26 protein-coding genes are annotated in these 26,845 nt (G+C 39.2%); 14 read left to right on the top strand and 12 right to left on the bottom strand.

Annotation, left to right across the window (positions count from 1 at the left end; all coding sequences use genetic code 11):
• The first annotated feature begins 8 nt into the window (after nt 1-8).
• The gene (locus AB986_RS19280) at nt 9-260 is read left to right on the top strand and encodes a hypothetical protein (RefSeq protein WP_048313243.1); all 252 of its coding nucleotides are present in this window, start codon (nt 9-11) and stop codon (nt 258-260) included.
• Between the two features lie 50 nt (nt 261-310).
• Here AB986_RS19280 and AB986_RS19275 read toward each other — a convergent pair whose 3' ends face one another.
• The 10 genes from AB986_RS19275 to AB986_RS19230 all read right to left on the bottom strand — a co-directional run bounded on the left by AB986_RS19275 (nt 311) and on the right by AB986_RS19230 (nt 9,859).
• On the bottom strand, nt 311-970 hold the full coding sequence (locus tag AB986_RS19275) for an amino acid ABC transporter permease (RefSeq protein WP_048313242.1): 660 nt from the start codon (nt 968-970) through the stop codon (nt 311-313).
• Nucleotides 963-1,754: a transporter substrate-binding domain-containing protein gene (locus AB986_RS19270; RefSeq protein WP_236690421.1), complete on the bottom strand. Its 792-nt coding sequence runs from the start codon at nt 1,752-1,754 to the stop codon at nt 963-965. The genes AB986_RS19275 and AB986_RS19270 overlap by 8 nt, the downstream gene beginning before the upstream one ends.
• Before the next feature lie 172 nt (nt 1,755-1,926).
• A complete protein-coding gene (locus AB986_RS19265) occupies nt 1,927-3,024 on the bottom strand; it encodes an ABC transporter ATP-binding protein (protein ID WP_048313241.1) in 1,098 nt (365 codons plus the stop codon).
• 368 nt (nt 3,025-3,392) lie between these two features.
• Nucleotides 3,393-4,280, bottom strand: coding sequence for a PucR family transcriptional regulator (locus tag AB986_RS19260; RefSeq protein ID WP_048313240.1), 888 nt, complete (start codon nt 4,278-4,280; stop codon nt 3,393-3,395).
• Nucleotides 4,281-4,397: 117 nt separating this feature from the next.
• A complete protein-coding gene (locus AB986_RS19255; RefSeq protein WP_048313239.1) occupies nt 4,398-4,580 on the bottom strand; it encodes a hypothetical protein in 183 nt (60 codons plus the stop codon).
• Nucleotides 4,581-4,647: 67 nt separating this feature from the next.
• Entirely contained in the window at nt 4,648-4,860 is a 213-nt protein-coding gene (locus AB986_RS19250) for a DUF5342 family protein (protein ID WP_048313238.1), read from the bottom strand.
• A 44-nt stretch (nt 4,861-4,904) separates the two neighbouring features.
• A complete protein-coding gene (locus AB986_RS19245) occupies nt 4,905-6,068 on the bottom strand; it encodes a YheC/YheD family endospore coat-associated protein (RefSeq protein WP_048313237.1) in 1,164 nt (387 codons plus the stop codon).
• On the bottom strand, nt 6,065-7,438 hold the full coding sequence (locus AB986_RS19240; RefSeq protein WP_048313236.1) for a YheC/YheD family endospore coat-associated protein: 1,374 nt from the start codon (nt 7,436-7,438) through the stop codon (nt 6,065-6,067). Before AB986_RS19240 ends, AB986_RS19245 begins: the two co-directional genes overlap by 4 nt.
• Before the next feature lie 3 nt (nt 7,439-7,441).
• On the bottom strand, nt 7,442-8,494 hold the full coding sequence (locus AB986_RS19235; protein ID WP_048313235.1) for a YheC/YheD family endospore coat-associated protein: 1,053 nt from the start codon (nt 8,492-8,494) through the stop codon (nt 7,442-7,444).
• Nucleotides 8,495-8,503: 9 nt separating this feature from the next.
• Nucleotides 8,504-9,859: a YheC/YheD family endospore coat-associated protein gene (locus AB986_RS19230; RefSeq protein WP_053216271.1), complete on the bottom strand. Its 1,356-nt coding sequence runs from the start codon at nt 9,857-9,859 to the stop codon at nt 8,504-8,506.
• A 128-nt stretch (nt 9,860-9,987) separates the two neighbouring features.
• Here AB986_RS19230 and AB986_RS19225 point away from each other — a divergent pair, with 128 nt between their 5' ends.
• Nucleotides 9,988-11,130, top strand: coding sequence for a DUF445 domain-containing protein (locus AB986_RS19225; protein ID WP_053216270.1), 1,143 nt, complete (start codon nt 9,988-9,990; stop codon nt 11,128-11,130).
• An 81-nt stretch (nt 11,131-11,211) separates the two neighbouring features.
• Entirely contained in the window at nt 11,212-11,580 is a 369-nt protein-coding gene (locus tag AB986_RS19220) for a YlbF/YmcA family competence regulator (RefSeq protein ID WP_048313234.1), read from the top strand.
• Nucleotides 11,581-11,687: 107 nt separating this feature from the next.
• Here the strand turns inward: AB986_RS19220 and AB986_RS19215 are convergent, their stop codons facing one another.
• Nucleotides 11,688-11,963, bottom strand: a complete 276-nt coding sequence (locus AB986_RS19215) for an FmdB family zinc ribbon protein (protein ID WP_152671041.1) — start codon at nt 11,961-11,963, stop codon at nt 11,688-11,690.
• Between the two features lie 133 nt (nt 11,964-12,096).
• Between AB986_RS19215 and AB986_RS19210 the strand changes: the two genes are divergently transcribed.
• Together AB986_RS19210 and AB986_RS19205 are read left to right on the top strand one after the other, a co-directional pair.
• Entirely contained in the window at nt 12,097-12,948 is an 852-nt protein-coding gene (locus AB986_RS19210; RefSeq protein WP_048313231.1) for a Cof-type HAD-IIB family hydrolase, read from the top strand.
• A gap of 180 nt (nt 12,949-13,128) precedes the next feature.
• Nucleotides 13,129-14,610 (top strand): aldehyde dehydrogenase family protein, encoded by a 1,482-nt coding sequence (locus AB986_RS19205; protein ID WP_048313230.1) that lies wholly within the window; start codon nt 13,129-13,131, stop codon nt 14,608-14,610.
• 581 nt (nt 14,611-15,191) lie between these two features.
• Here the strand turns inward: AB986_RS19205 and AB986_RS19195 are convergent.
• Entirely contained in the window at nt 15,192-15,377 is a 186-nt protein-coding gene (locus AB986_RS19195; protein WP_048313228.1) for a YhzD family protein, read from the bottom strand.
• Between the two features lie 147 nt (nt 15,378-15,524).
• Between AB986_RS19195 and AB986_RS19190 the strand changes: the two genes are divergently transcribed.
• From AB986_RS19190 to AB986_RS22885, 9 genes are all read left to right on the top strand, one after another.
• Nucleotides 15,525-16,424: an ABC transporter ATP-binding protein gene (locus tag AB986_RS19190; RefSeq protein ID WP_048313227.1), complete on the top strand. Its 900-nt coding sequence runs from the start codon at nt 15,525-15,527 to the stop codon at nt 16,422-16,424.
• On the top strand, nt 16,417-17,670 hold the full coding sequence (locus tag AB986_RS19185; RefSeq protein WP_048313225.1) for an ABC transporter permease: 1,254 nt from the start codon (nt 16,417-16,419) through the stop codon (nt 17,668-17,670). Before AB986_RS19190 ends, AB986_RS19185 begins: the two co-directional genes overlap by 8 nt.
• 346 nt (nt 17,671-18,016) lie before the next feature.
• Nucleotides 18,017-19,261, top strand: coding sequence for a metallophosphoesterase family protein (locus tag AB986_RS19180; RefSeq protein ID WP_048313224.1), 1,245 nt, complete (start codon nt 18,017-18,019; stop codon nt 19,259-19,261).
• Nucleotides 19,258-22,038: an ATP-binding protein gene (locus tag AB986_RS19175; protein ID WP_048313223.1), complete on the top strand. Its 2,781-nt coding sequence runs from the start codon at nt 19,258-19,260 to the stop codon at nt 22,036-22,038. The genes AB986_RS19180 and AB986_RS19175 overlap by 4 nt, the downstream gene beginning before the upstream one ends.
• Nucleotides 22,039-22,053: 15 nt before the next feature.
• Nucleotides 22,054-22,719 carry a response regulator transcription factor gene (locus AB986_RS19170; RefSeq protein ID WP_048313221.1) on the top strand — a complete coding sequence of 222 codons (666 nt, stop codon included), beginning with the start codon at nt 22,054-22,056 and terminating at the stop codon, nt 22,717-22,719.
• Nucleotides 22,716-24,077 carry a sensor histidine kinase gene (locus AB986_RS19165; RefSeq protein WP_048313219.1) on the top strand — a complete coding sequence of 454 codons (1,362 nt, stop codon included), beginning with the start codon at nt 22,716-22,718 and terminating at the stop codon, nt 24,075-24,077. The genes AB986_RS19170 and AB986_RS19165 overlap by 4 nt, the downstream gene beginning before the upstream one ends.
• Before the next feature lie 68 nt (nt 24,078-24,145).
• On the top strand, nt 24,146-25,111 hold the full coding sequence (gene yhaM, locus AB986_RS19160; RefSeq protein ID WP_048313218.1) for a 3'-5' exoribonuclease YhaM: 966 nt from the start codon (nt 24,146-24,148) through the stop codon (nt 25,109-25,111).
• A gap of 77 nt (nt 25,112-25,188) precedes the next feature.
• On the top strand, nt 25,189-26,475 hold the full coding sequence (locus AB986_RS19155) for an MDR family MFS transporter (RefSeq protein ID WP_048313217.1): 1,287 nt from the start codon (nt 25,189-25,191) through the stop codon (nt 26,473-26,475).
• 84 nt (nt 26,476-26,559) lie between these two features.
• Nucleotides 26,560-26,835 (top strand): sporulation YhaL family protein, encoded by a 276-nt coding sequence (locus tag AB986_RS22885; RefSeq protein WP_321212271.1) that lies wholly within the window; start codon nt 26,560-26,562, stop codon nt 26,833-26,835.
• Nucleotides 26,836-26,845 lie beyond the last annotated feature (10 nt).

The raw sequence follows: 26,845 nt of genomic DNA, 5'->3' as shown, positions 1-26,845 counted from the left end.
GGATACCAATGACGTTTGAGTGTCCACTTTGTAATAGTTTTGCGGCGATTGAACTTGTATGTCACATATGTGAGTCAATTCCATTAGTAGATCAAGGAAGAGAAGCAGATTTTTATGATGATTACAGTCCATATGAACCAATTGAGTCGGTAAAACAAAATGATGGATATCAAGATAAGGCTCATGAATGTCCTCACGTTTTAGCATGCCCTACATGTGGAATGAGCGATGTCTACTTAATAGAAGAGTGGATGACGTAGTTAGAAGAGAGAGCTTAGCAAAAAGAGCTGCCTAACTTAGGCAGCTCTTTTCATGAGGATGGAATGTATAATCGTTTTTCTAGAATGCTTTGTATAATGTTAAGGATCGTTGTGAAGAACCAATAAATAAGTGCTGCTGTTAATAAGATCGGTAGTACCTGGAAGTTAGAGGCGGCAATTTGGTCTGCGTTATACGTTAATTCAGAGATTGTAAGGACAGAAGCAAGTGAAGATGCTTTGACGATGTCAATCAACGAGTTCCATACAGGTGGAATAGCTCTTCGCCATGCTTGGGGTAATATAACCTCTTTATAAATTAAAGATTTTTTCATACCGAGAGACATAGCTGCTTCCCATTGTCCCTTTGATAGGGATAGGATAGCTGCACGAAAAGATTCGGATATATAGGCACCAAAGTGAAGAATCAGTCCAGTGTAAGCTGCCTGCCATGCTGTTAGTTCGATATTAACAGAAACAAGGCCGTAGTATAGAATGAATAACTGTATAAGCAAAGGCGTGCCTCTAAAGAACGATACGTATAGTTTTGCTACTCCTGTTGCTACTTTGTTTTTCGACAAACGTAACAAGGCGATGACTAAACCTACAATTAAGGCACCAAATATAGAAAAGAAACTAAGGAGAAGAGTATTCTTTGCCCCTTCTAATAGAAAGGGCAAAGAATTAATCAAAACATCCGTTGTATCACTCACTTACATTCTCTCCATCGAAATACTTCTTAGATAGTTCTTCTAGAGTGCCATCTTCCTTCATTTCTTCTAATGCACCATTAATTTTCTCAATCAAGTCTTCGTTTCCTTTTGGTAAAGCAAAAGCCATTTCTGTTTGATTAAAAGTTTCTCCAACGCCTTTAACTTTATAATCTTGTTCAGATAGTTCAGTTAGAATGAAAAGACGATCATTCATTGCAGCATCGATGTTGCGGCCACTGCTTAAGTCAGTTAGGACTTGATTAGCGCCTTTATAAATTTTGGTTTCAGCTCCGGCTTCTTCAGCAGCCTCTGAGTAGTTACTACCTTGTGTTGTACCTACTGTTTTACCTTTAAGGTCGTCAATTCCTTTAATGTCATTGTTGTCCTCGTTAACAATGACTTGCCCACCAGAATACGTGTAAGGTGTAGTAAAGTCGAATTGTTCTTTACGGTCATCTGTAATGGTTACTTGATTCGCTACCATATCAATGCGTTCTGTTTCAAGAGAGGAAAGTAGTCCTTTCCATTCAATCGCTTTAAATTCAGGTTCCATACCAATTCGATTAGCTACTTCGCGTGCAACTTCTACGTCGTACCCAGTAATTTCATTATTATCATCTCGATAACTAAATGGCGGATAAGTTGCTTCTGTTCCAATTAGAATCGTTTCCTTTTCATCTGAAGAGTCTTCTCCAGCATTTTCTGTATTCTCATTACCGCCACATGCAGCAAGTATGCCGAGTGTAAGAACGAATACCAACCCTAGCATCCATTTTTTATTCAAATTAAATCCTCCTTAATCCCTACAAAATTGATGTGAATTACAGGTTTATTGTAGTCAGGAATTGACCGAAAGTCAATCTTGAAACATTATTGACGTTAATTGCATTGTTCATGCATTAAATCACCATAAAAAAACCACTTCCTCAAAGTAGTGGAAGTGGTTCAACTATATGTTACTTAATACGAAGTTCTGAGTCAGTATCGAAGAAATGACACTTGTTCATATCGAAAGCAAGATTAATATTTTGACCGTTTTGAATATCTGTACGAGAATCAACACGAGCTACGAAATCCTGATCAGCGAGTTTCGAATAGAGGTACGTTTCAGCACCCATTAGTTCAGCTACGTCGATGGCAGCAGTTACCTTAGTATCCTGAGAAGATTCAATAAATACAGGCTCATCATGGATATCCTCTGGACGAATACCAAGCATAATCTCTTTGTTTAAGTATCCATTTTCGCGTAACGTTTTCATTTTTCCTTCAGGCACTTTTACTTTAACGTCGCCCATTTTGAAGTTGCCGTCTTCAAGTGTTCCGCGGAAGAAGTTCATAGCTGGAGATCCGATAAAGCCACCTACGAAGACGTTATCAGGCGCATCATACACTTCTTTAGGTGAACCAACCTGTTGAATGACGCCGTCTTTCATAATAACGATTCGAGTCGCCATTGTCATCGCTTCTGTTTGGTCATGTGTTACGTAAATTGTTGTTGTTTGCAAACGTTGGTGAAGCTTAGAAATTTCAGCACGCATCTGTACACGTAGTTTTGCATCAAGGTTTGATAGAGGCTCATCCATTAAGAATACTTTAGGGTCACGAACAATTGCACGTCCTAATGCAACACGCTGACGTTGACCACCTGAAAGTGCTTTAGGCTTACGATCTAGAAGGCTTTCAAGTCCAAGGATGCGAGCAGCATCTGTTACACGACGCTCAATCTCTTTCTTGTCGAATTTACGAAGCTTTAAGCCAAATGCCATGTTGTCGTATACATTCATATGCGGATAAAGGGCATAGTTCTGGAACACCATTGCAATATCACGATCTTTTGGTGCTACATCATTTACGCGTTTATCTCCAATAACTAGGTCACCATCTGAAATATCTTCAAGGCCAGCTATCATACGTAGTGTTGTTGATTTACCACAACCAGAAGGACCTACGAAAACGATAAATTCTTTATCTTTAATATCTAAGTTGAAATCCTTAACTGCTTCGAATTTGTTATCATATCTTTTATAAATGTGATTGAGCGTAATCTCTGCCATTTTAAAATCCTCCTAAGAAATGAACTCTTTTGCTAGTTCTAAGTCTACTTCATGAAAACGCTATCGTAAATTGGAAGCGTGCACAAAAAACTTGGCGAGTTTTGTGCAGTATGAACGAAAGAGCTCATTTTTTAGTGCAAATAAAGAAGGCTCTTTTATTAAAATTCATTTTTATGGCTCTTTTCGTAATGCTCTTTTCTAAAAGATTGTTGCTTTTGAAAAAATTTTAAAAAACTAATCTTAGTGATTGGAGCGGAAGGAGGCTCACCACCCGCCCCGCGGAAAGCGAGCATCCTGGAGCGGAAATTCACCCACTCAAATAGCAACAATGTCTACGAAAAAAGCCATAAAGAAAAAACTGCGTTTTATCAACGCAGTTCTTGAGCGAGAAGGGATAAATAAACCATTACAGCACCTTTAAAACTCTTAACATCTATTCCAGTTTTCTCAATAAATTTATCTACTCGGTATTGAAGACTATTTCTATGTACATAGAGCTGTTTAGCAGCAAGTGTGATGTTTAAATTACATTCTAAATAAACGCGAATGCTCTTTACCAGTTCTACATCTTCTTGAATTGGTTCAATGAGTTTCATTAAATAATGAATGGTATCTTTATTTGCTTCATTGAAAAGAATAGCAGGAATGAGGTCCTGGTGAGTAAAAACCATTTGGGAAGGGAAGAGGGTCAAACCTGATGAGAACCACTTTTTTTCGGACGTATAAATCCTCGTCAAACTACTTTTCTCCGTTTGTTGAATGATTTGTCCAACAAAAAGAGCCATACCGGTAAAAAAGTCAGCCGTTAGTGCAGCTGCCATTTGTTCAAGGTCGTGGACACTTTCACCATCAGCCACATTCAATTGAATAAGAAGCCCTTCTTTTTCATTTTCAAAAAGTAAAATCGTTTCCTCTGAGAACAATCCTGTCATTGCTTCTCTAAAATCGAGAAGATCAGCCGGAGCTTCTTTTAAATGAAAGTGTATGTATCGTATAGGGCTTTGAACGTTAAGGGTGACATTCTCGTCCTTATGAAATAAGAGGGAAGCCCATTTCTTCTGAGTGGGAGTTAATTCTTCTTCGAGTCTAATTGTAGGAAAGAGAGCGTTTAAAAGGCTTTTTTCTCGTGTTGTTAATCTGGTTTTGCGGATACCAAATCGTTCTCCATCAGGAGTTCTATACCAAAAAAACTGTTCTGGTTGATCCGTTCTAACTGTAAAATCGTTTCCATATAAGTCAGCTAGGTTTGCATTCATTAGTAGCTCTCCTTTCAAGAGTAGTATTTTATAGTATAACGCATCACTTCTTACAAATTAATATTAAAATAGCAAGAACCTCTGTAAGTACAGAGGTTCGCCTAGACTGTAATGTAGTTACTTCTCCTTTGAACGAGGAGGTTCTTGTTCCATAAGCGGTATGGCTTCTTCAATCTGAGCTTGTTTATAGCTCTGGTGAACAGCTCCACCAGCCATTCCTTCATTTACCATACGATCAATATCCATATCGTATTTATCTCGACCTTCATACATAGAGTCTTCAACTTTTTTCTTTGTCATAACTCTTTAACCCCCCTCTTTAGATGGATAGGGTTAGTATGAGGAGATTGAGATATAATTATAAATTTTATTTCTCATAGACGTGGAAAAGCATTAACTCATGTATTTGAGATTGGAGCTTTTCTTGCTCAGATTCAGGAGGAGCAGGTTCAAACCAATCAAACTGACCGTCGTGGAGATAAAGTGCACGGTAGTATGACCCCTGATAGAAAAATGAGATCTCCCATTTCGGTTTTCTCGCTTTTAATCCAACTGATTTATACTGAAAATGTGAAAACATTTTACTCCCCCATACATCGTTTTCCTTAATCATAACATAAGGCATTAGTACACGGAGAAGGTTCGAAATGAGGCAAGGAGTGATTGAATGTAATCACGGTGAATATCAGGTTCGTCGAACCGCATTGGTTTCGAGTTCGCTTCGAAAATCCAGAAATGCCCGTCCGAATCTTTGCCAATGTCCATTGAACATTCACTCATTTTCGTTTCTTCTTCAAGGACTTCAGCTGCCATAATAGCTAGCTGTGTTAATGCTGCTTTGTCTTTATCAGTAGCTAGTTTATGGAATGGTATGATTCTCCCACCTCTTGGAACATGTGTGGTTAGACCACCGTCTTGTGCCGCACGTATACCAATTCCAGTTACATTCCAACTTTTAAGGGGTTTTTGGACGAGAATTCGAAAATCATATGGATGATTTTCGTAAGTATCCAGTTGAATGTCACGCTGGATCATATAGCTTTCTTGTATGTGGGTATGATCGTAAAGTTTATCAATTGATGTAAAGCTATGTGTGGATTCGTGATCGATATATTGATAACCTGTAGGAGTTTTTTTCACTTTAAAGATACCTCTGCCTTTACTTCCAGAAGAGGGTTTGCAGAAAACGGAAGGATATCTTTGTAAATACTCTTGAACGCTTTTTAGCGTTAAAATTTCTGTTTCTGGTATAAAATTAGTTAGTTTTGCGTCGCTGGTAAGATGTGAAATAATCGCATCTTTTTGGAAAAATGATCGATTAAAATAAGGGATTCCTTTTTGCGAAAATAAATTAAAAAGAAGAGCTACTTTCTTTGTTTGTTCTTCCTTTCGATCTGGGATCCGATTGTAAACGATGTTCGGATAAGGAAACCTGTAACCTGTCCACTTCTTTTGAATTGGGTCATAGAGGTAGCCTTTAATGAATGTACGGTACACATCATTTGGGGTAAAAACATAGGAAAGACCTCCGGTGTTACGGATTTCTTTTTGAATTGACTTGAATATGGAGGCATTTCCGCTAAAATGATGAGATGAATTTGACCCGGCAAGAATGCCAACAAGCGGTCTGATGGCATCTCTTTTATTAGAGTTCAACGTGATAATGGATGGTATGGAAGAACTAGGAAGGGGAGCGAGCCTTTTCTGCTCTTTCCCCCAATATAGTAATTGATATGTGCTTTTTTGATGCCAATTATTTGTCTTGTCATCGTAGAACAATTCGATCATACGGTTGTAACCAGCTGTTTTTCAATAGCAGATTTCGCCAAGAATATGGCGTAGTCCATTGGTAAAGATCTTGTTCTAGCTTCTTCTGATTTCAGTCTCGCATGTGAAAAGATTCCTCTACCTGGCTTAGAATTAGCTTCGAAAAGATAAATCTTACCTTCTTTGGTAACACCAAGGTCAAAACCGATTTCTCCAATAAAACCTTTGACCTTCGCATCAATCGCACGACTTAACTGCAAAGAAGCTTCCATTAAATCGGCCTCGATTTGTTTATGAATACCAAACTCTGAAGCGAGTTCCCCAATTGTCTTAACAGTTCCGTCCGAAGCCATATGAGTGGTTAAACTTCCTGCACCAGCTATTTTAGCGGCAATTGCGCTGACTTCCCACTTACCTTCTTTATTCTTGTTCGTATGAACACGGTAATCCATAGGTCTCTGATTAATACGGTGAAGGTCTATGCCTTCTTGGACAATTAATCCTTTCAACCCGTTAGGATATTGAGTCTTTAACAATCTAGAGAGAGACGTGTATCTTCTCAGACGGTTTTCTTTCTCTGATCTAAATCGGCAGTAGTAATACTTTTCATTTGCTGGTTTAAGGATTTGTTGAATACCTAATCCGAGACTACCATTTGCTGGTTTAATGTAAACCTGTTCATAGTCCTTTAGCATTCGTGATAAGACGCTACTTTTAGCATTCAACACCGTTTCAGGCAAGTACTGCTTCACAGCATGATCAACACGTAGTTTCTCAAACATCGTCCATTTATCAAAGAAACCAGGATTAAACCACGGAGTGAAATACTGTGACTGTAATTTCTGCATTGTATTTGAAACTTGTTCGATCGCTTCTGAGCTACGGTTTGGTAGTCGATCATAAACAACATCTGGAATAGGAACTGTAGCTCTGTACCAACCTCGTTTGTTGTACATTAGACCTTTAATCGTTCCAGCTTCCCAATTAATTTGATGTGCACCAAAAACAAACCCGACTGCACCACATTTTGTAGCAGCTGACAAAAGTTTTGCAAAGTACATACTACGCTCTCCGATTGGTCTCATACTGTCCTTTGTGAATCCAGCTGTAAATACACCAATTAGAGGGCCGATATGAAGGGAATTTCCTTTCTCAAAAAGGTGAATAGGGCACTCTTCTGGAATTCCAAGTACCTTCCAAAGGTCCTCAGAAAGCAAGTATTCTTCCTTGTTTTCTGGATGTGGGGAAACGGTACAAAATGATCGTCGAGAACCAAAACAGAGTTGATTTGGAAACGAGACTTGGTCTACCCAGCTTTTGAATCGGCTTGGAGGTACATAAAACGTTCCAGTAGAATTCTTTTCTTTTTTCAATGAAAGTATTGTATTCATTTTTTAAACCCCTTCCTTCTCGTTAAGGAGAGAACTGCAGTATTCAAATAGCAAAGCAGGATAATTAACTTGTCTTGGAATAATTCGATGCCCTGGTTTTGAATTAGCTTCAAGTAACCAAACTTTACCGGATTGATCTATGCCAAAATCGAGACCTAGTTCGAATAGAGGAGAGTACTTTTTTTCTAATAATGTAGCAACATGTGGAGCTAGATGTGTAATCTTCTCATCTGCAGCAAGAAGTAGCTCAGATGGTAAAGCGACTTTTTCGTCATGTTCGATCGTTCCGCCACTATGCAAATTAGAAACGAAAGAGTGTTTCTTTCCTACACGCATGGCACGACCTAACTCACACCACATAGAATTAGATATTTTCTTTAAGACAACTCTCCTGTCGAATGGTCTTTGGTTCTCGTCGAGCAATGTCAGCATTTCTTGAGCGATATAATCTCGTTGGTACAACAATCTATTAACAAATTGAAGAAAAGAACTGGTTGTATCATAAGTATGATGGATGACGTTTCCTTTATGATTGATTTGAAGAGAGATCTTTTGAGAAGTCTTTTTGATGTGAATAAGTCCATTTCCTTGCGATCCGATAATAGGCTTTAGGATAAGCGTGTTATGGTTCTCAAACCAATCAGACAACAGCCTAGAAGTGGTGTGATGCTGAAGCTTAAAAGTTTTTGGAAGGTGTCTGCGAAGAACTGAGTCGGTTTTTAAATAGTTATAGATCATCCATTTCCCAGGAAGGCCGTAGCCGAGAAAGGTGGCTTTCGTTTGATTTTTCAACCATTTCACAAAGAAGGATTGGCTTTCTTTTTTAGTTGCACGGTAGAAGCACCGATCGTAAATAAAATCTGGTACAGGGAACCTTGCCTTCTTCCAAGATTGTAAGGAATGATCGTAGGTTAAGCCTCTAATATCATCTAACGGAGTCTGATCAGGTAGAAAACGATAGATGGAAAACCCTAATGAGCTGCCCTCTCGTGCGATTCTTTCTATATAATGGTGCTCGTGCATAAACGAGGACTGCATAATGCCAAATGATGTCATATGATCCTCCTAAGATGTATACCACTTAAAAAAGCGAATGAGTGCTTTCACTGATGGACGATACCTATTTGGATTGCTTCCATCAGACGTCTTTGATGGCTTCGTGTTAACTTCAATAATCCAGGGGTGTCCTTTTTGATCTACAGACAGGTCAATGCCAAGTTCACCGAACATACCGTCACTTTCTCGATCAATAATTTGTGAAATTTCGCATGCAAGTTCCGGAACAATTCTTTTTGTTTGTTTTTTGATCGCTTCATCAAAGTGAATGAGACCTTCTTCGAATTTTTTCAACAGAGCTCCACGGGCAATGTTGGACACAAACTGTTCTTTTGATTGAGCAATGCGTGCAACTGCTGAGATTACCTTCCATCTTTCACCGGAATCTTTTAAACATAAGATGCGGAAATCAACTGGGCACCCTTCGATTTCAATAAGCGGTATTCCCTGTTGCACAAGATAAGGTACAAGCTTAGACCTAGCTCGAATGGTAGGATATAGTCCTGATAAAGTCTTAGATGTGATTGTCTGATTCCCTTGATAACTCGAGTAGTCGAGTTGAAAGAGCTGGTCTTGATAGCTAATACGAAAAATATGCTTTCCTTGACTTCCGTTAAGTGGTTTTAAATAAACCGTAGGATAATTACTCATCATGTATTGAATGTTATCGAATGATTCGAGTAGAATCGTTTCTGGAAGATAAGGGGCTACTTCATCATACGGCAGCAGTTTCTGATGAACTTCCCATTTATTAAGAAAGGATTCATTGAAATATGGAATGTTTTGTTCGCGCCAAATCGTTTTGAGCATCTCAATGTGACTGGATTTCTCTAGTTTTCTTGAATGGATGCGATTATAAATTAAAGAAGGTTTAGGGAGATCTGAGTCTACCCATGTGCGTTGATTCCATATCATCCCCTTCACCCGCTGTTCGTTCCATGGTTTTAATGTATATACATAGAACAATATATGATGTTCTTCACAATACTCTGCTACTTCTCTGCAGAAAGATGTGTATTCTCCAAATGGTTCTGATTCACTACCTTTTGCGTTCGTTGCGAGGCAAAGAATAGGACCCAGGGAGAGCATATTCAGCTTATCGAAGAAAGTGAGAGTGATAGGAATGGTTTGGTTCGGTAATGAGAGGGAAGTGAGAAGAGCAGGTGAACAGTATACGGTATGACTAGAACTAGTTCGATAGACCTGTACTTCTACGACTTTTTCAAGTGCGCCACATCGAAATAAAAGAGATGGACCAGCGAGTTTCCATTTTAAAGCGATTGTTTCTGGAATTGATAATAACAGGAGAGTACTATTCTTTAATTCATTATTTGGTTGCAGAATAATTTTCTCAGTATGTTTCATCACAGACCCTCGTTCAAGTGTTTTTCTGTTTTATACCTTCCTTTAACTGGATAGGCAATAGCGGATATCGTATACTATGAAGATGGAGTTTACTATGTGAATGAGATAGATAGAAAGGTTGAGGTACGATGTCGTCCATTATCATAACTGTCCTATTTATGATAGCAATTGGCGCTATTATTGGTGGACTTACGAATTCATTAGCGATTAAAATGTTATTCAGACCGTACGAAGCACGTTATATTGGAAGTCGGAAAGTTCCTTTTACACCTGGACTTATTCCTAAAAGAAGAGATGAGCTCGCTGTTCAGCTCGGAAGAATGGTAGTTGAACATCTTCTTACCGCTGAGGGTATTCAGCAGAAAATGCATGATCCAGTATTTAAGCGAACGATGATTGAATATGCACAAAAAGAAGTGCTTCATTTACTTGAGAGTGATGAATCCATTGAAAACCTGATGAAAAAGGGTCTTCATATGCAGGATCCCAGTGACGAAATAAAAAAGAAAGCTTCCTCTTATATTAGTGACAAACTTGAATCAAAGATGGATGAATTAAAGCAAAAGGAAGTTGCCCACATTCTACCTGAACGGTTGCAAACGAAAGTAGATGAGGCTATTGAACCATTTGCTGATTTAATTCTTACAAAAGTAAGTGATTATATCGCTTCTAATGAAGGTAAGGATAAGCTATCGTTTATGATTGATCGCTATCTAGCTGATCGTGGCACACTTGGAAGCATGATTAATATGTTTTTTACCAACACGCGGCTTGTAGATAAAGTCCAGCCAGAACTTTTGAGGCTTTTAAAGCAGAAGGATATACAAAATGTGATCGTTACGATGCTTGAAAAGGAATGGAACGAATTGAAAGTAACGAAGCTGGAATCGTTTGATGATAAAGTCGATACAAAAGAAATTGTTGATGAAATCACTTCTATTATTGTAGACGAATTACCAATTGATCATTTCATGCAACTTTCATTAACAGAAGCAGTAACACCATATAAAGAACGCATTATTGAAGATTTTGTTCCTAGAATTGTGGATGCAGCTGGAAATTATTTAAGTAACAACCTTCAGCCGCTCATGGAACAAATGCATCTTGAAGAAATTGTGAAAGGGCAAGTAGAAACCTTTTCAGTAGGGCGAATAGAGGAGATGGTTCTTTCCATTTCAAGAAGAGAATTTAAAATGATTACGTACCTTGGAGCAGTGCTTGGAGGACTAATCGGATTGGTTCAAGGAGTTATCATTACCCTTATCGGATGAATTTCATCGCAGTCTTTGTTATAGTGGGTAAGTAAAGGGTTATGAGAGCGAAATAATCCTCAATCTAAGGAGGTATATACAATGGCAGAGAAGAATTTATACGACGTAGCTTATGAATTAGAAAGCGCAATGCGTGAGCATGAAGACTACACGAAGCTTAAAGAACTATACGATCAAGTAAACCAAGATGAAGTATCAAAGAAACTTTTTGATAACTTCCGTAACATGCAGATGGAGCTTCAACAGAAGCAAATGACTGGTCAGCAAATCACTGAAGAAGAAGCACAAACAGCTCAACAGCAAGTTGAACTTGTGCAGCAGCACGAAGTGATTTCTCAGTTAATGCAACAAGAGCAGCGCATGAGCCAGGTTATTCAGGACATTAACAAAATCGTAACTAGACCTCTTGAAGATCTATACGGTAGCCCTGAAGAAGATGCTGAGCAATAAGCTTTAAAACAATAGAAGAACGCCCGCCATACTTATGGCGGGCGTTCTTTTTAATTGACTAAGTTGTAGAAATTTAAGATTGATGTGATATTAAATGAAGATGAGTCCTAAACAACGTTCTCGATTACACCAACTACTTCAAATTGCTGTGGTTGAGTTGTGATTCTCTCTGTTACATCGCATTGTGGGCAATCTAGTTCATAGTCGCGATTCTCATTTCCACCAATTAATCCACGAAATTCATGATCACACTCAGAACATTTGTATACATGTGGTTCTTCTAATGTACCCACGCAGTCAAATCGAATGCGTTCTTTCCCTTGAGTCATACCTACTAGCCCCTCTCTTCTATTGTAATACACTTGTAATATTAGTAGTTTCATAATAAAACTTCCCACCGTCCAACAATTCTAAACTCCTATTTTTAACAATTCGTCATCTGGTTCAAAATTAAGTGATAAGACAAGACTCAGCATTCATAGGGTTAAGTGATAAGAGTGAACAGGAGGGATCCAAATGGTATATAAACTTCTGGCTTTAGACATTGATGGAACCCTGCTTAGGTCTAATCATAAGATTGATAAAGAAACGAAAGATGCCATTAGTTATGTTCAGGAAAAAGGGGTGTATGTAACGCTTACAACGAGTCGCAACTTCGCATCTGCGAAGAAGATTGCGAAAGCAGTGAAGCTTGATGACGCTATTCTTATTACTCATAGTGGAGCTTTCATTGCAGAACAGGTAAAAGAGCCCATTCATGAACAGAGGATCTCAAACAGGGATGTACAAGAAATCGTTCAAATTCTTGAGAACTTCGATTGTCATATTCGCATTATTCATGAACGATTAGCAGTCGGTAATCGGGTTAAGCATAACCATTATTTATCTGCCAAAATGACGCTCGGGATTGGTGATCCCCTTTTCTATCCGGTCAACTTCGTAGAAACGCTTAGTGAGTATTTAGATAAGAAAGAGCTTTCTCCACCAAAAATCGATGCTCATTTCTTTCAAGATCAAGAAAGAGAGGAAGCGCGTCGGCTTCTTGAAGAACGTATTCCTACTATATCTGTTGTTCGTTCGACAAAGTGTAACTTCGGTATCGTTCCTAAAGGGGTATCAAAAGCAAAAGGGCTCCGTCTTCTTGGTGATCAATTAGGCATACCAGTTGATCAAATGGTAGTAATAGGCGATGCAGACTGTGATGCAGAAATGATTCATCAAGCAGGGCTTGGTGTTGCAATGGGAAATGCGTCTTACGAATTAAAAAGACTAGCCGATTGGGTAACGCGATCAAATGACCAACAAGGTGTGTCGTATATGGTAAAGGAAGTATTCAGAAGACAAATGCGTGTACAGGTGAAAAGATAGTTTCTCGTGAGTAAGATAAAATTTACTTTAGCGCCTTAGTCGAACCCTGTCTTATATAGGGAGATTAAGGCGTCTTTTGTGTGACTTTCGATGCATTTTTACAAAATGAAAAGGCTTTCACGAAAAAACATCTAATATGTATAATGTTTGATAATTTTATTATCTGGAGGGATAGTTAGTATGCAAAAGATTCTCGATTTGAGTCCAAAGGTAGCAGAATTTCTGAAAGGAACGAAACAACTCTACATTAATGGTCAATGGAAAGATTCAGTATCAGGAAGAACATTTGATACACTAAACCCCTCGACTGGAGAAGTATTAGCAACGGTTAGTGAAGCAATGAAAGATGACATTGATGAAGCGGTTATGGCAGCTAGAAGAGCTTTTGATAGTGGTCCATGGTCTCGAATGTCTGCTTCTGCAAGAAGTCGATTGATTTATAAATTAGCTGATTTAATGGAAGAGAACAAAGAAGAGTTAGCCATGATTGATACGCTGGACAACGGAAAGCCAATTCGTGAAACTCGAAATGCTGACGTACCACTTGCGATCGAGCATTTTCGCTATTATGCAGGATGGTCAACAAAGATTATGGGACAAACGATTCCGGTAAACGGACCATTCTTTAACTATACTCGTCACGAAGCACTAGGTGTGGTCGGACAAATCATTCCATGGAACTTCCCATTGCTAATGGCTGCCTGGAAACTGGGTGCGGCTCTTGCGACTGGCTGTACGATTGTTCTAAAGCCTGCTGAACAAACACCATTATCTGTACTTTATCTAGCGGAATTAATGGAGGAAGCAGGATTCCCGGAAGGTGTTGTAAACGTTGTTCCTGGATATGGTGAAACGGCAGGGGATGCTCTTGTTAAGCACCCAAACGTTGATAAGATTGCTTTTACAGGATCAACTGATGTTGGTAAATATATCATGAGTCAGGCTTCAAATGACTTGAAGCGTGTAACGCTTGAGCTCGGTGGGAAGTCGCCAAATATCATATTACCAGATGCTGATATGACAAAAGCGATACCAGGTGCTTTGAGTGGTATTATGTTTAACCAGGGACAAGTCTGCTGTGCAGGATCAAGATTGTATATTCAAAAGAAAGCCTATGATAACGTGATGGCAGATCTCGTGAGTCATAGTGAAAAGATTAAACAGGGAGCAGGCCTTGACCCAGATACTGAAATGGGACCACTTGTTTCAGAAGAGCAGCATCAGCGTGTCATGAATTATATTTCAAAGGGGCAAGATGAAGGCGCAGAATTACTTACTGGTGGACAAGTTCCATACGATAAGGGCTATTATGTCCAGCCGACTATCTTCTCTGATGTTGACGACAAGATGACAATTGCGAAAGAAGAAATTTTTGGTCCAGTTGTAGCAGCTATGCCGTTCGAAGATCTTGATGAAGTAATTGAACGCGCCAATGACTCGAACTACGGCTTAGCAGCGGGCTTATGGACTGAAAACTTAAAGTCTGCTCACTATGTTGCTAATAAGATTAAAGCGGGTACTGTATGGGTGAACTGTTACAATGCGTTTGATGCAGCTTCTCCATTCGGAGGATACAAGCAGTCTGGAATCGGAAGAGAAATGGGCTCTTACGCACTGAACAATTACACAGAAGTAAAGAGCGTTTGGATTAACTTGAAGTAAGAAGAAGAGAACCGCCCGTCCATTTGGACGGGCGGTTCTTTGGTTGGTTGGATTCTTTTTTGTAAAAGTGAAGATATCTCCGTTTCTAAACGCACGTCTTCGCTTTTCGTGTCTAGCTGCAGCCTCCAGACACTCGGTCACTTCACCTTTCAACCTGAACACAAAGAACGTGTTCATATTGAAAGGCTCCAGTGCCTGCCGTGTCTAAACGGAGGCTTCCGCTTTTCATGTCTAGCTGCAGTGGCCAGCCTCTCGATCGCTTCACCTCCCCAAATGAACACAAAGAACGTGTTCTTTTGGGGAGGCTCCAGCGCTTTTCGAGGCTAAACGCCCACTTCCGCTTTTCATGTCTAGCTGCAGAGCCCAGGTCCTCGATCGCTTCGCCTTCCGACCTGAACACAAAGAACGTGTTCCCATTCAAGAGCTCCAATATCTCCGTTTCTAAACGCTCGTCTTCCCTTTTCGTGTCTAGCTGCAGCCTCCAGACACTCGGTCACTTCACCTTTCAACCTGAACACAAAGGACGTGTTCATATTGAAAGGCTCCAGTGCCTGCCGTGTCTAAACGGAGGCTTCCGCTTTTCATCTTTTAAACAAAACTAGTTTGCCTTGGGATGATACGACGCGGGCGGAGTTTTTTTCTAGTCCTTTTTGTTTGAGTAGTTCTTCGCCGATTTTTTTTGCTTCTTTGTCGTCCTGGGCTTCGAAGCTTTCATCTAGGACGTTGGTTCCGTTTTTTTCGAATGCGGTGATGATGTACTTTTCCATTTGATCCCCTCCTGCTATATTCCATTTTACCGATTGTGGTTTTTGTTGTCACTTTTTTCTGAAAAAATGAATCTTTTGGTTTATTCAGCCGTTATACTTATTACGATAGGTAGTGTTAGCATTGAAAAGTCACTATATTAGGGGGGTATTATGCTTCAATTTCAGAATGTAACAAAACGGTTTGGATCCTTTACTGCAGTAGATGATTTGAATTTATCAATACCAGAGAATGAGATTTTTGGGCTTCTTGGAGGGAACGGTGCTGGGAAGACAACCACTTTTCGAATGCTTTTACGTCTCATTGATCAGACGAATGGGACCATTTCGTGGAAGGACAATGCTATATCTTATGATTCTAGTCATTTGATTGGTTATTTACCTGAGGAACGGGGACTTTATCCGAAAATGAAAGTGAAAGAACAGTTAATCTATCTAGGTAAATTACGCGGAATGAAGAGATCTGAGGTAGAGAAGGAAGTTATCTCATGGCTTGAACGGTTTAATGTACCTGAGTACATTGATAAAAAAGTTGAAGAGTTATCGAAAGGAAACCAGCAGAAAATCCAGTTTATTGCAGCCGTTATACATAAACCAGAATTACTTATTCTTGATGAGCCATTTAGTGGACTTGATCCGGTTAATGTTGAGGTCTTAAAAGATGCTGTTCTGGACCTTAAGAAGTTAGGGACTACAATTCTTTTTTCCAGTCATCGTATGGAACATGTGGAAGAACTTTGCGAACATTTGTGTATTCTTCATAAAGGAAAACCAGTGGTATCAGGTAATCTGAAAGAAATTAAGCGCTCTTATGGTAAGAAGAACGTACTCATTGATGTTGATTTTGACCTTACTTTTCTTGAAGAACTTGAAGGAGTTCATCGAATTAAAAAAGGATTGAACCATAGCGTAGTTCAAATAGAAGAAGAGAGCGTTTCTCAAGTTGTTCTGCATAAATTAACAGAAAAAGGATTTGTTCGAAGGTTTGAATTAGAAGAGCCATCTCTGAATGATATTTTCATAGAGAAAGTGGGGGCGGCATATGAATAAATTTTTTATTGTTCTTACCCAAACTTATTTAAATCGTCTAAAGTCAAAAGCGTTTATCGTAACAACTGTCATTACGCTTCTAATGATTTTTCTATTAACAAATATATCTACTATTATTGAACGTTTTGATACTAATGAAGAAGATCAAGTTGGTGTTATTACAACGAGTGAGTATTTCCCTTTGCTTCAGAACCAGTTAGATAGAATGGAGTCTAATCTCGACCTCAAATCGTTTAAAGGAACGGAAGAAGAGGCGCAGCAAGCAATAGAAGAAGGCGAACTTGATAGCTACATGATTTTAGAGGAAGATGAAGCTGGTGAACCAAAAGCTATTTATAAAGCGGAAACAGTTGCAGAACAGAATACGCCTCAATTGCTCGAATCAGCACTTCAGCAAGTTAAGAGCACTGTTGCTGCTGAGAGGGCAGGAGTGACACAAAAACAGCTTCTCGAAATTGATCAACCTGTACAATTCGAAAAAGTAGCGCTAGAAAAAGGCGCAAAAACAGAAGATGAGTTGAATCAAGCAAGAGTGTTCGTTTATGTGCTTTTGTTTGTTATTTATTTCTCAGTGATTTTCTATGGCAATATGGTGGCAGTGGAAGTTGCGACAGAGAAATCTTCAAGGGTGATGGAGATCTTGATTTCGAGTGTTTCTCCAGTAAAGCAAATGTTTGGGAAAATCCTTGGTATTGCTCTTCTAGGTATAACACAATATACAATTATCATTATTAGTGGATACCTCTTTATGCAGTTACAAGATGATGAAGGATCACAAACTGGTTTCCTTTCATTTCTCAATTTCAGTAATTTAACTGTTTCGCTTGTTGTCTATGCTATTGTATTCTTCGTTCTTGGCTATTTGCTCTATGCAACCATCCTAGCTATGGTAGGATCTCTCGTTAGTCGAGCAGAAGAAGTACAGCAGCTAATTATGCCTGTTCAATTTCTAATCATAATTGCTTTCTTTATTGCGATGTTTGGACTAAGTACGCCGTCTTCACCTTTCGTAACAATTGCGTCCTATATTCCGTTCTTTACACCGGTCGTCATGTTTTTACGAGTAGGAATGCTTGCGATTCCATTTTGGGAAGTCGCCATTAGTCTTGCACTGCTGATAGGAAGTATTATTGTTTTTGGAATACTTGGTGCCAAAGTTTATCGGGGCGGAGTACTAATGTATGGTAAATCATCTTCGCTAAAAGATATAGGAAAGGCATTGAAGTTATCAAGAAGAGAACGGTAGATCATACCTAGATAGATTAATAAAAGTCATCCGCATTACGTTGCGGATGACTTTTAAGTTTAGGCTCTTTTCGCAGACATTGTTGCTATATCGAGTTAATTTCCGCTCCAGGATGCTCGCTTTCCGCGGGGCGGGACACTTGAGCCTCCTCGTCGCTAACGCTCCTACGGGGTCTCACCTGTCCCGATAGTCCCGCATTAGAAAAGAGCCTAAGTTCATGAACTTAAAGTTAGGGGTTAAGGGAGGATGGTTTTTGGAGATGATAAATGTAGGGTTGTGCGAACGTGCGCTCGATTAAATATGGTAAACTAGTAGGTAAAGAGAGCATTAGAAGGAGCGATGAATAGTGAGACCAATATCCTTCCTGCACTGCGCGGATCTACATTTAGATAGACCTTTTTCTGGAGCCAATCGCCTTCCGAATTCCATACATGAATTTGTGAGAGATAGTGCTTATCGTTCGCTAAGGCGTATTGTTGATTTGGCGATTTCTAATAAAGTCGATTTTGTTCTTTTTGCAGGAGATTTATTTGATACTAGCTATCGAAGTCTTAAAGCGCAGATGACGCTTTTAATAGAATTGCAAAGATTGCACAATGCAGGGATTCATAGCTATTTGTCACATGGAAATCATGATGCACTTGATGGAGAGTGGGTAAGCTTAACTTGGCCAGAAAGTAGTTACTTCTTTCCAAGCAATGTAGAAGCAATTCCTTTTGAACAAGATGGCAAAAGACTTGCTTATATACACGCCTTTAGTTATCCGTCACGTCACGTAAATGAGAAAATGGTTGATCGGTATTCTAGAGTAGAAGAAGATGTTTACCAAATAGGGATGCTTCATGGAAATCTCGAAGGACAGACAGAGCATTCTTCATACGCCCCATTTTCGCTTAGTGAATTAGTGGAAAAGGATTTTGATTACTGGGCTCTTGGTCATATCCATAAGCGAGCACACCTTTTAGAAGAGCCTCCTGTTATTTATCCAGGTAATATCCAAGGAGCGCACCGGAAGGAGACAGGAGCGAAAGGGTGCTATCTTGTAACGTTAAGTGAGGCATCTCCGTCAACCTCCTTTCATCAAACATCTGATGTTACTTGGCATCGACCTACTATCGATTTGGGAGCGTTTGAAACAATGCAAGATCTTTTGCATGCTTGTGAGGATCTTTTGAATCAAGACCTCTTTGCTTCAGGAGGGCATTTAATAGAAATTGAACTTACTGGCATTAGTCATCTACATACGCAACTACTTCAAGAAGATCAGCTAGAGGATCTTCTTCTTGCCCTACAACTAAACAGAGAGATGGAAGATAATCATTTTGTATGGCCATATAAGTTCTCTTTGAAATCAAAGCCGTCATGGGATCGACAGGTTTTAGAACAACAAGAGGGATTTATAAAAGACATTCTTGTTACGTCAGATGATTATAAAGAGAATGATTTACAAGAAGCGCTGGCACCACTGTTTGAACACAGGCGCGCTAGAAAAGCGCTTGAAACAATTGATGATCAAGACCAGCTTGTGAAAGAAGCTGAGGAACTCTTGCTTTCTTACCTGGTTGAGAATAACGGAGGTGATATAAAGTGAAGCTTCTTGAATTGCATATTTATAGCTTTGGGAAATTCGAGGATTTTCAAATGACAACTATCTCTTCTACTATTCACCTCATTTACGGTGAAAATGAAGCTGGCAAATCCACTCTTCTTGCATTCATTGAATCGATTTTATTTGGATTTCCCGCACGTCATGAGGAAAGCTACGAAATGAACCACCATGGGCGCTTTGGTGGAACACTTACAATGGAGAGCAATGGTGAAAAGATTGTAGTAGAACGAACGAAAGGGAAGGCTTCAGGGGATGTTACGATTCACTTTCCTGATGGATCAACCGGTGATGAAGAAAATTTAAAGCAATTATTAAAAGGAATGAATCGCTCTAGTTTCCGACAAATTTTCTTTTGCAATCTCAACACCCTTAATGATTACCATCGTTATGATGAAGACGGTTGGAATCAAGTTCTTTATGAAGCGGGTATGAGTGGAGGAACTTCTCTTTTAGCTGTTGAAAAGGCATTTGATAAGCGTCAGGGAGAGCTGTTTAAACCTGGCGGGCGAAAGCCACTTCTAAATGATGAACTAGAAAATTGGGAGACTTTAAAGAAGAAAACAAATGAATGGGCTAAAAAGAATGGAGAATATAATAGGATAGTACAAAATAAACAGCAACTGGAAGGTCAGGTTTCAGAACATACTGAACGATTAGAGCACTTGCGGAGTGAACGTCGCAATCTTGATCGAGAGAAGCGCGTATTCCCCCTATTGAAGGAAAAGCGGAGATTAGAGAGTCACCTTAGCAAACTTCCTAAATACAAACCTTTCCCAGAAGACGGCTTAATTCGAATGGATAAGTGGAAAGAACAAGCCGTTCTTCTTTCTGGAGAATCAGAAAGTATGTTGAAAAGACTCCAAAAGATGAAAGAAGAAATGAATAGCTTTGATATTATGCCAGAGTGGAAAGTGTTTCTTCAAGATGTTTCTTACTGGAATGAACAAATGGTGCTGTTTCGAGCAAGATCAGAAGAGCGCAAAGAACTTGAACGTGACTTGATGTCGATCGAATCAATCCTTGGAGATGAACTAGATAGTCTTGGGTTAGTAAGAGAAGATGCAAACCATGCCAACACGAGTTTTACAGCGAGAGAAGAGCTGAAACAACATATAGAAGATCGCAATCGATCTGATCAGGAGTACCGCTATCTAAATGAGTCTTTCCAGTCAGCACAAGAGGAACTGGAAAAAGAAGAGAGCGAATACGAGCTGCTAAAGGGAAGGCTTTTGTCTGATAGTGAAAGAGAGAGGATTAGTAATAGTAAAATACCGGCTGGAAGACAGAAATGGCAAGGTGGATTGGTCATATGTGCATTGCTCCTCTTTATTGGATTGGGACTTTATGAAAGTTGGTTTCTTGGAATTGCATCATCAGCAATCGCTTTAATAGGTGCTTATCTAATGACCCTTACGAAGGAAAATAGTCATGGAAGCGACCATGATTTGCTTATCCAAGATCTTGAGCTCAGAAGGAGAGTTGAGCAAGCAAAAGAACAGCTGGATCGCTTAAATCGCACCTACATTAAAGCTGCAGAAAAAGTAGATCGTTGGGAAGCGGAACGCTATCAAATTGAGAGTGCTATTAAAAAGTGGAGATCGTCTAATACCTTTCCCGATACTATTCCACTGCATTCAGTACTAGATTCATTTGATAAGATTACTTCTATTAAAAAGCGACAACAGAATTATAGTCATAAGCAGCGGCAGCTAGAAGAACTTGACTACAGTTTAAAGGTAGTTGAAGATGGAATTAAGAAAGTATGTGATGATACGAACATAACATACTATTACGCTGAAAATGCAATGCAGCTTTTACTTCAAAAAGCAGATGAAGAGCGAGAAGCAATTCGAGAAATTGAGAAACTACGTGATCAATACCAATCTCTTGAATCACAACTAGCTGACATTAACGAAAAGCTTACATCATGCAGAAATGAAATGAAGGAATTGATGAGCATAGCGGAAACAGATACGGAAGAAGCGTTCAGAACGAAGGGAAATGCGCAAAAAGAAGCTAAAGAGATCTTGAATCAACTTGTAACGATTGATTCACAGGTAGACGAATCGGATTTATGTTCGGAGCGTATATCATTAGAAGAAATTGAGAGTGAACTCATTACAGTAGAGCGTGAGGAACGTTCAGTTATAAAGAAACAACAGGAAGTCTACCAACAACTAGCTGCTGAGCAGGAGCGAATGCATCTCTTAACTGAAGATGGTACATATGAAGATCTTCTGTTACAGCAAAAGCAAAAGGAAGACGAAATCAATGCTCTTGCGTGGAAATGGTCGGTTTATAAAGTGGCATCTGACCTTTTAGTAAAGGCAAAGGCGCATTATCAAGAAGAACGGCTTCCCGCTGTACTTAAAAAAGCTGAACACTATTTTAATGTGATCACAGAAGGGCGATATACTGCTATTTTCCCTCCTTCTGAAGGAATGGGTTTTCGCGTGATGCATAGCGGTGGAAAAGCATACAAGCCATCTGAGCTTAGTAGGGGAACAGTTGAGCAGCTATATCTTTGTATACGACTTGCTCTTGCTTCTATATCACCTATCCAGTTACCAATTTTTCTCGATGATATTTTTGTGAATTTTGATGCAAAACGTACAGAGAAAGCGAAAAGTTTTATCAAGGAGTTTTCTATTAATCATCAAGTGATTTTATTAACCTGTCATATTGACACAACGAGTGGTCTAGGTGAAAATATTCATGTTTTAGAGCGCACGACATTCTCTACAAAAAAGGTACAATAAGATGAGGTGAGTTTCATGGAAGAAACCTATAAAGTGCATTTAGTCGAAGATGAAGAAAATCTAGTACAAATATTAAAAACATATATGGAAAAAGAAGGGTTTCAAGTAAAAACGTTTGTGAGCGGTGAAGAGGCAATGGAGAGTATCCATGAGTCGTGTCACCTTTGGATTCTTGATATTATGTTGCCTGGAATAGACGGATATGAATTATTAAAGAAAATTAAAGCAGAAGATGATGTTCCAGTTATCTTTATTTCTGCAAGAGACGAAGATCTCGACCGCATTGTTGGTCTTGAATTAGGAAGCGATGATTACATTGCCAAACCTTTTATGCCTAGAGAACTTATCATTCGTGCTAAGAAGCTCTTGAAAAGAGTCTATCAACAACCTTCACAAAAGCGGTTTGAAATTGTTGAATATGAAATCGATCCAACAGCACGTAAAGTACTGGATCGTGGGGAGCCTATTGAATTAACAACAAAGGAAATGGATTTAATTCTATACCTTGTGGATCATGTCAATCAAACGCTCTCGAGAGAGCAAATATTAGTTCATGTTTGGGGAGATGACTATGTAGGCTCCGATCGTGCTGTTGATGATGTAATTAGACGAGTCCGCAAAAAGATGCCTCGCATGAATCTTGAAACATCTTACGGACTTGGGTACCGGTTAATTACATGATTCGTCTTAACTTAACGAAACGGATCTGGCTATCGTTTATGATCCTTGTCCTACTCGTTGGGGTAGTAATAGCAGTCATCTATCCACTTTCCATTAAAGGAACCCTAACGGAAGAAACGTATCAAATTATTGAGAGCGAGCAGCAGCGTTACACCTTTCCGGATCAAGATGGACCACTTCCGCCTCAGACTGATGAAGATTTTATTGAAAGAAGAGATGCAGCACGTTCAGTAGGGCACACGTTAATCACGAGGTTATATAGTGGACCGCTACAAGGAGATCCTATTCCTGATGAAGTCATTATTGAAATGCGTAAAAATGCTCTAGATCAAGAACAGGATAAAGGTCGCTATGAGCTAACGTATAATGATCAAGCGTCACTCTTTTATGTTATCTCTAAAGTTGACGTAAATGGACAGGAAGCCTATTTTATTTCATATATGTGGGATACTTACCGAGATCAGATGATTGATCGTCTGTGGTGGAGGTTAATGGTAATCCTCTTTTTTGCATTGTTACTGAGTCTTTTTCCGGCAGCATGGATTGCGAGGTATTTACGTAGACCGCTAACCGTTCTTGGGGAACGGTTTGAACAAATTGCAAACCGTAACTGGAAGGAGCCATTCCGCTGGGAGGGCGATGAAGAATTTCAGAAGCTTTCCAATCAGTTTGAGTTAATGAGGCAGAATTTAATGCGATATGACAAAGCTCAAAAAACGTTTATCCAACATGCTTCACATGAATTAAAAACACCGATTATGATTATCAAAAGCTATGCTCAATCAATTAAAGACGGTGTAATGCCTGATTCCCTTGATAATACTATGACGATTATTCTAAATGAATCGGATCGTATGGATCAACGAGTAAAGGCAATGCTAACGTATATTAAATTAGATTCAATCGATGAACCTGAAGAGAACTTTGAAACGTTTCGATTTGGAATTCTAGCAGAGGAAATTCGAGAACGATTCATGTATCAGCGAGAAGATGTGATGTTTACGATTTCTGGTGAAGATATTGAAATCACTGCTATACGTGAACAAATGCTAACAGCAATGGACAATCTCGTTCAGAATGCATTACGTTATGCTAACAGCAAAATAGAATTAACTGCTATTCAAAGCGATCAACAGGTAAAAGTTGAGGTATATAATGATGGGGAACAAATTTCTTTTGAGACAGTAGAAAAAGAGCGTTTGTTTGAACCCTTCCAAAAAGGTGACAAAGGGCAATTTGGTATAGGACTTGCGATTGTGAAAAAAATCGCAGAGCGTCATGAAGGGTCAGCGGAAGTGACGAATTTAGAAGAGGGCGTAGTGTTTTCAATTATTATTCCAAGTTCAATAAAGAAATAATCATGGTCCAATGACAAGTTGAGGCTGTGCTATACTAGGTAGATAGATTTTGCCGCGGAGGTGGAAAGATGAAGGATTTTAAAGGCATCGGTCATTATCGTGTTGGTGATCAAGTTGATCACTATTTATTAATTAAATCATCTGTGAAAGGTGTAGCGAGCAATGGAAAGCCTTTCTTAACGTTAATACTACAAGATAAATCAGGAGACATTGAAGCGAAGCTATGGGATGCTTCTTCTGATGACGAGGAAAGCTTCGATGCACAACAAATTATTAAAGTAAAAGGTGATGTAACAAATTATAGAGGCCGCAATCAGCTTCGTATTAAGACAATACGATTGGCGACAGATATGGATCAAGTTAAGGTTAGTGATTTTGTAGAATCTGCTCCGCTTGAAATAAATGAAATTATGGAGAAAATCACGCAATATGTATTTGAAATGCGCAATCCAAATATTCAGCGAATCACACGACATCTAGTTAAAAAGCATCAAAATGAATTTCTTACTTTCCCAGCAGCAACGAAGAATCACCACGAGTTCGTATCCGGATTATCTTACCATGTTGTATCTATGCTAGATATTGCTAAATCCCTATCGAATCTCTACCCATCATTGGATACAGATTTGCTTTATGGAGGCATTATTCTTCATGACCTAGGAAAAGTCGTGGAACTTTCCGGATCAATTGCTGCAAGCTATACCAATGAAGGAAAGTTACTAGGTCATATATCAATTATGGTAAACGAAATCGGACAAGCTGCGAAAGAATTAGAAATTGAAGGAGAAGAAGTGATGCTTCTTCAACACCTCATCCTAAGCCACCACGGGAAAGCAGAATGGGGAAGTCCGAAGCCACCTATGATTCGCGAGGCAGAGATCCTTCATATGATTGATAACATTGACGCAAAAATGAATATGCTTGATCGCGCTCTTGATAAAGTAGAACCAGGTGAATTTACTGATCGAGTATTCGCTCTTGATAATCGTTCATTTTACAAGCCACAGATGGAAACTGTGAAAAGAGAAAGCTAATAGAGGCAGACGAACGAAAGAGAAACGCGCTAATGAGCCGTTTCTCTTTTTTTTGTGACTTACTACGGAGGAATCCTATGAGAATAAAAGATTGGGATCGAAACTTAAAGATTCGACTGTTTGGTGAAGGGATGATGAATGTTCTTTTCTGGATGTTCTTTCCCTTTATGGCGATTTATTTTTCTGACTCATTTGGAAAGGGAATGGCAGGGCTACTACTAGTTCTTTCACAAGTAATTGCCGTTGTTGCTAACCTTGTTGGTGGTTATTGTGCGGATCAATATGGAAGAAAACGAATGATGTTTGTTTCAGCATTCGGACAAGGTATAACGTTTATCCTTTTTGCTCTTGCTAATTCTCCTTGGTTCAACTCTCCAATGCTAACCTTTATTAGTTTCTCAATACTAGGGGTGTTTGGCTCATTATATTGGCCCGCAAGCCATGCAATGGTTGCAGACGTTGTTGAAGAGAAAGACCGAAATACCGTCTTTGCTGTCTTTTACACGGCACTCAATATATCTGTTGTTGCAGGTCCAATCCTTGGAGGAATCTTTTTCTTTCAACATAGATTTGAATTACTTTTACTAGCGGCGCTTGTAAGTTTTGGGGTTAGTGCTTTAATTGGAGTCTTTATTCGAGAAACGGCTCCGGATAAAATGCAAAAGAAACTTGTTTCTGAGTCGTCCACCAAGTGGACCAGCTTTATTTCGAATCAGCTTAGGGACTACAGGATTATTGTGCAGGATAAAGTGTTCCTCCTATTTATTCTCGCAGGAATTCTTGTAGCTCAAACGTTTATGCAGCTAGATTTGTTGATTGCTGTCTATTTAAGTGAATCCGTACCAACACAACCTGTGCTATCTCTCTTTGATTTCAATATTAGTGCAGACGGTAACCGGATTTTCAGTTGGCTCATTTCAGAAAATGGCCTATTAGTCGCTCTATTAACGGTCTATATGACTTCAAAAATGAGTAGATATAAGGAGCGAAATGTCTTTATCGCTTCGTGTCTAATCTATGCTTTAAGTATGGTTATGTTTGGTCATACGACTCATGTGTGGATGCTTGCATTAGCGATGTTTGTTTTTACATTAGGAGAGCTCATGGTTGTAGGTATTCAAGAAGGATTTGTGTCAAGACTTGCACCTGAGCACATGCGTGGTCAATATTTCGCTGCAGGAAGCCTTCGTTTTACTATCGGTAGAACAATTGCCCCAGCAGCTATACCAATGACGGCGTTAATTGGATTTCAAATGACTTTTTATCTTATTAGTATACTAGCTGTGTGTGCAGCATTACTCTATGGTGTAATGTTTAAGCTTCATAGTCACCAGGACTCAAATCGTATCCATTCTGAGACGTAACTTGAGGCATATTCCTTTCTATTTCTACATACAGTGTAGTAATCAAATGAGCTTGTACGAGAGTAGGAAAGGAAGTGGCTTACGTTGAGGAAGGGTGTTCTTATTATTCTTGGATTTCTATTTATCATTAGTGTTCTCCAACTTACCGAAGTTTCTTCGAATGTATCTAGCTTTTTCTCCAGTTTCCCATGGTGGCTTTATTTTGTACTAGCAGGGATTGTTTACAGCGGCTACAAAACAATGCAGTTGACGGCAGAAGAGAGAAAAGTAGATCAGATCCATATTGAAGAAGAAGGCCGTGTTTATGTAGAGAGAATGGAAGAAGAGCGTAAACGAAGAAAGCAAGCTACCGAAAATTAAAAAAACGAAA

The sequence above is a fragment of the Guptibacillus hwajinpoensis genome, assembly GCF_001039475.1.
Taxonomy (GTDB): domain Bacteria; phylum Bacillota; class Bacilli; order Bacillales; family Guptibacillaceae; genus Guptibacillus; species Guptibacillus hwajinpoensis.
The sequence above is the reverse complement of the archived record's forward strand: the minus strand, read 5'-3'. Positions and strand labels throughout refer to the sequence as shown.

Bases quoted from the DNA above. Each gene is read 5' to 3' on its own strand.
- AB986_RS19220 (WP_048313234.1), top strand. From the start codon at position 11,212: ATGGCAGAGAAGAATTTATACGACGTAGCTTATGAATTAGAAAGCGCA.
- AB986_RS19240 (WP_048313236.1), bottom strand. From the start codon at position 7,438: ATGAATACAATACTTTCATTGAAAAAAGAAAAGAATTCTACTGGAACG.
- AB986_RS19230 (WP_053216271.1), bottom strand. From the start codon at position 9,859: ATGAAACATACTGAGAAAATTATTCTGCAACCAAATAATGAATTAAAG.
- AB986_RS19210 (WP_048313231.1), top strand. From the start codon at position 12,097: ATGGTATATAAACTTCTGGCTTTAGACATTGATGGAACCCTGCTTAGG.
- AB986_RS19205 (WP_048313230.1), top strand. From the start codon at position 13,129: ATGCAAAAGATTCTCGATTTGAGTCCAAAGGTAGCAGAATTTCTGAAA.
- AB986_RS19245 (WP_048313237.1), bottom strand. From the start codon at position 6,068: ATGATCGAATTGTTCTACGATGACAAGACAAATAATTGGCATCAAAAA.
- AB986_RS19265 (WP_048313241.1), bottom strand. From the start codon at position 3,024: ATGGCAGAGATTACGCTCAATCACATTTATAAAAGATATGATAACAAA.
- AB986_RS19260 (WP_048313240.1), bottom strand. From the start codon at position 4,280: ATGAATGCAAACCTAGCTGACTTATATGGAAACGATTTTACAGTTAGA.
- AB986_RS19215 (WP_152671041.1), bottom strand. From the start codon at position 11,963: ATGAAACTACTAATATTACAAGTGTATTACAATAGAAGAGAGGGGCTA.
- AB986_RS19280 (WP_048313243.1), top strand. From the start codon at position 9: ATGACGTTTGAGTGTCCACTTTGTAATAGTTTTGCGGCGATTGAACTT.
- yhaM (WP_048313218.1), top strand. From the start codon at position 24,146: ATGAAGGATTTTAAAGGCATCGGTCATTATCGTGTTGGTGATCAAGTT.
- AB986_RS19185 (WP_048313225.1), top strand. From the start codon at position 16,417: ATGAATAAATTTTTTATTGTTCTTACCCAAACTTATTTAAATCGTCTA.
- AB986_RS19235 (WP_048313235.1), bottom strand. From the start codon at position 8,494: ATGACATCATTTGGCATTATGCAGTCCTCGTTTATGCACGAGCACCAT.
- AB986_RS19155 (WP_048313217.1), top strand. From the start codon at position 25,189: ATGAGAATAAAAGATTGGGATCGAAACTTAAAGATTCGACTGTTTGGT.
- AB986_RS19225 (WP_053216270.1), top strand. From the start codon at position 9,988: ATGTCGTCCATTATCATAACTGTCCTATTTATGATAGCAATTGGCGCT.
- AB986_RS19255 (WP_048313239.1), bottom strand. From the start codon at position 4,580: ATGACAAAGAAAAAAGTTGAAGACTCTATGTATGAAGGTCGAGATAAA.
- AB986_RS19250 (WP_048313238.1), bottom strand. From the start codon at position 4,860: ATGTTTTCACATTTTCAGTATAAATCAGTTGGATTAAAAGCGAGAAAA.
- AB986_RS19195 (WP_048313228.1), bottom strand. From the start codon at position 15,377: ATGGAAAAGTACATCATCACCGCATTCGAAAAAAACGGAACCAACGTC.
- AB986_RS19170 (WP_048313221.1), top strand. From the start codon at position 22,054: ATGGAAGAAACCTATAAAGTGCATTTAGTCGAAGATGAAGAAAATCTA.
- AB986_RS19165 (WP_048313219.1), top strand. From the start codon at position 22,716: ATGATTCGTCTTAACTTAACGAAACGGATCTGGCTATCGTTTATGATC.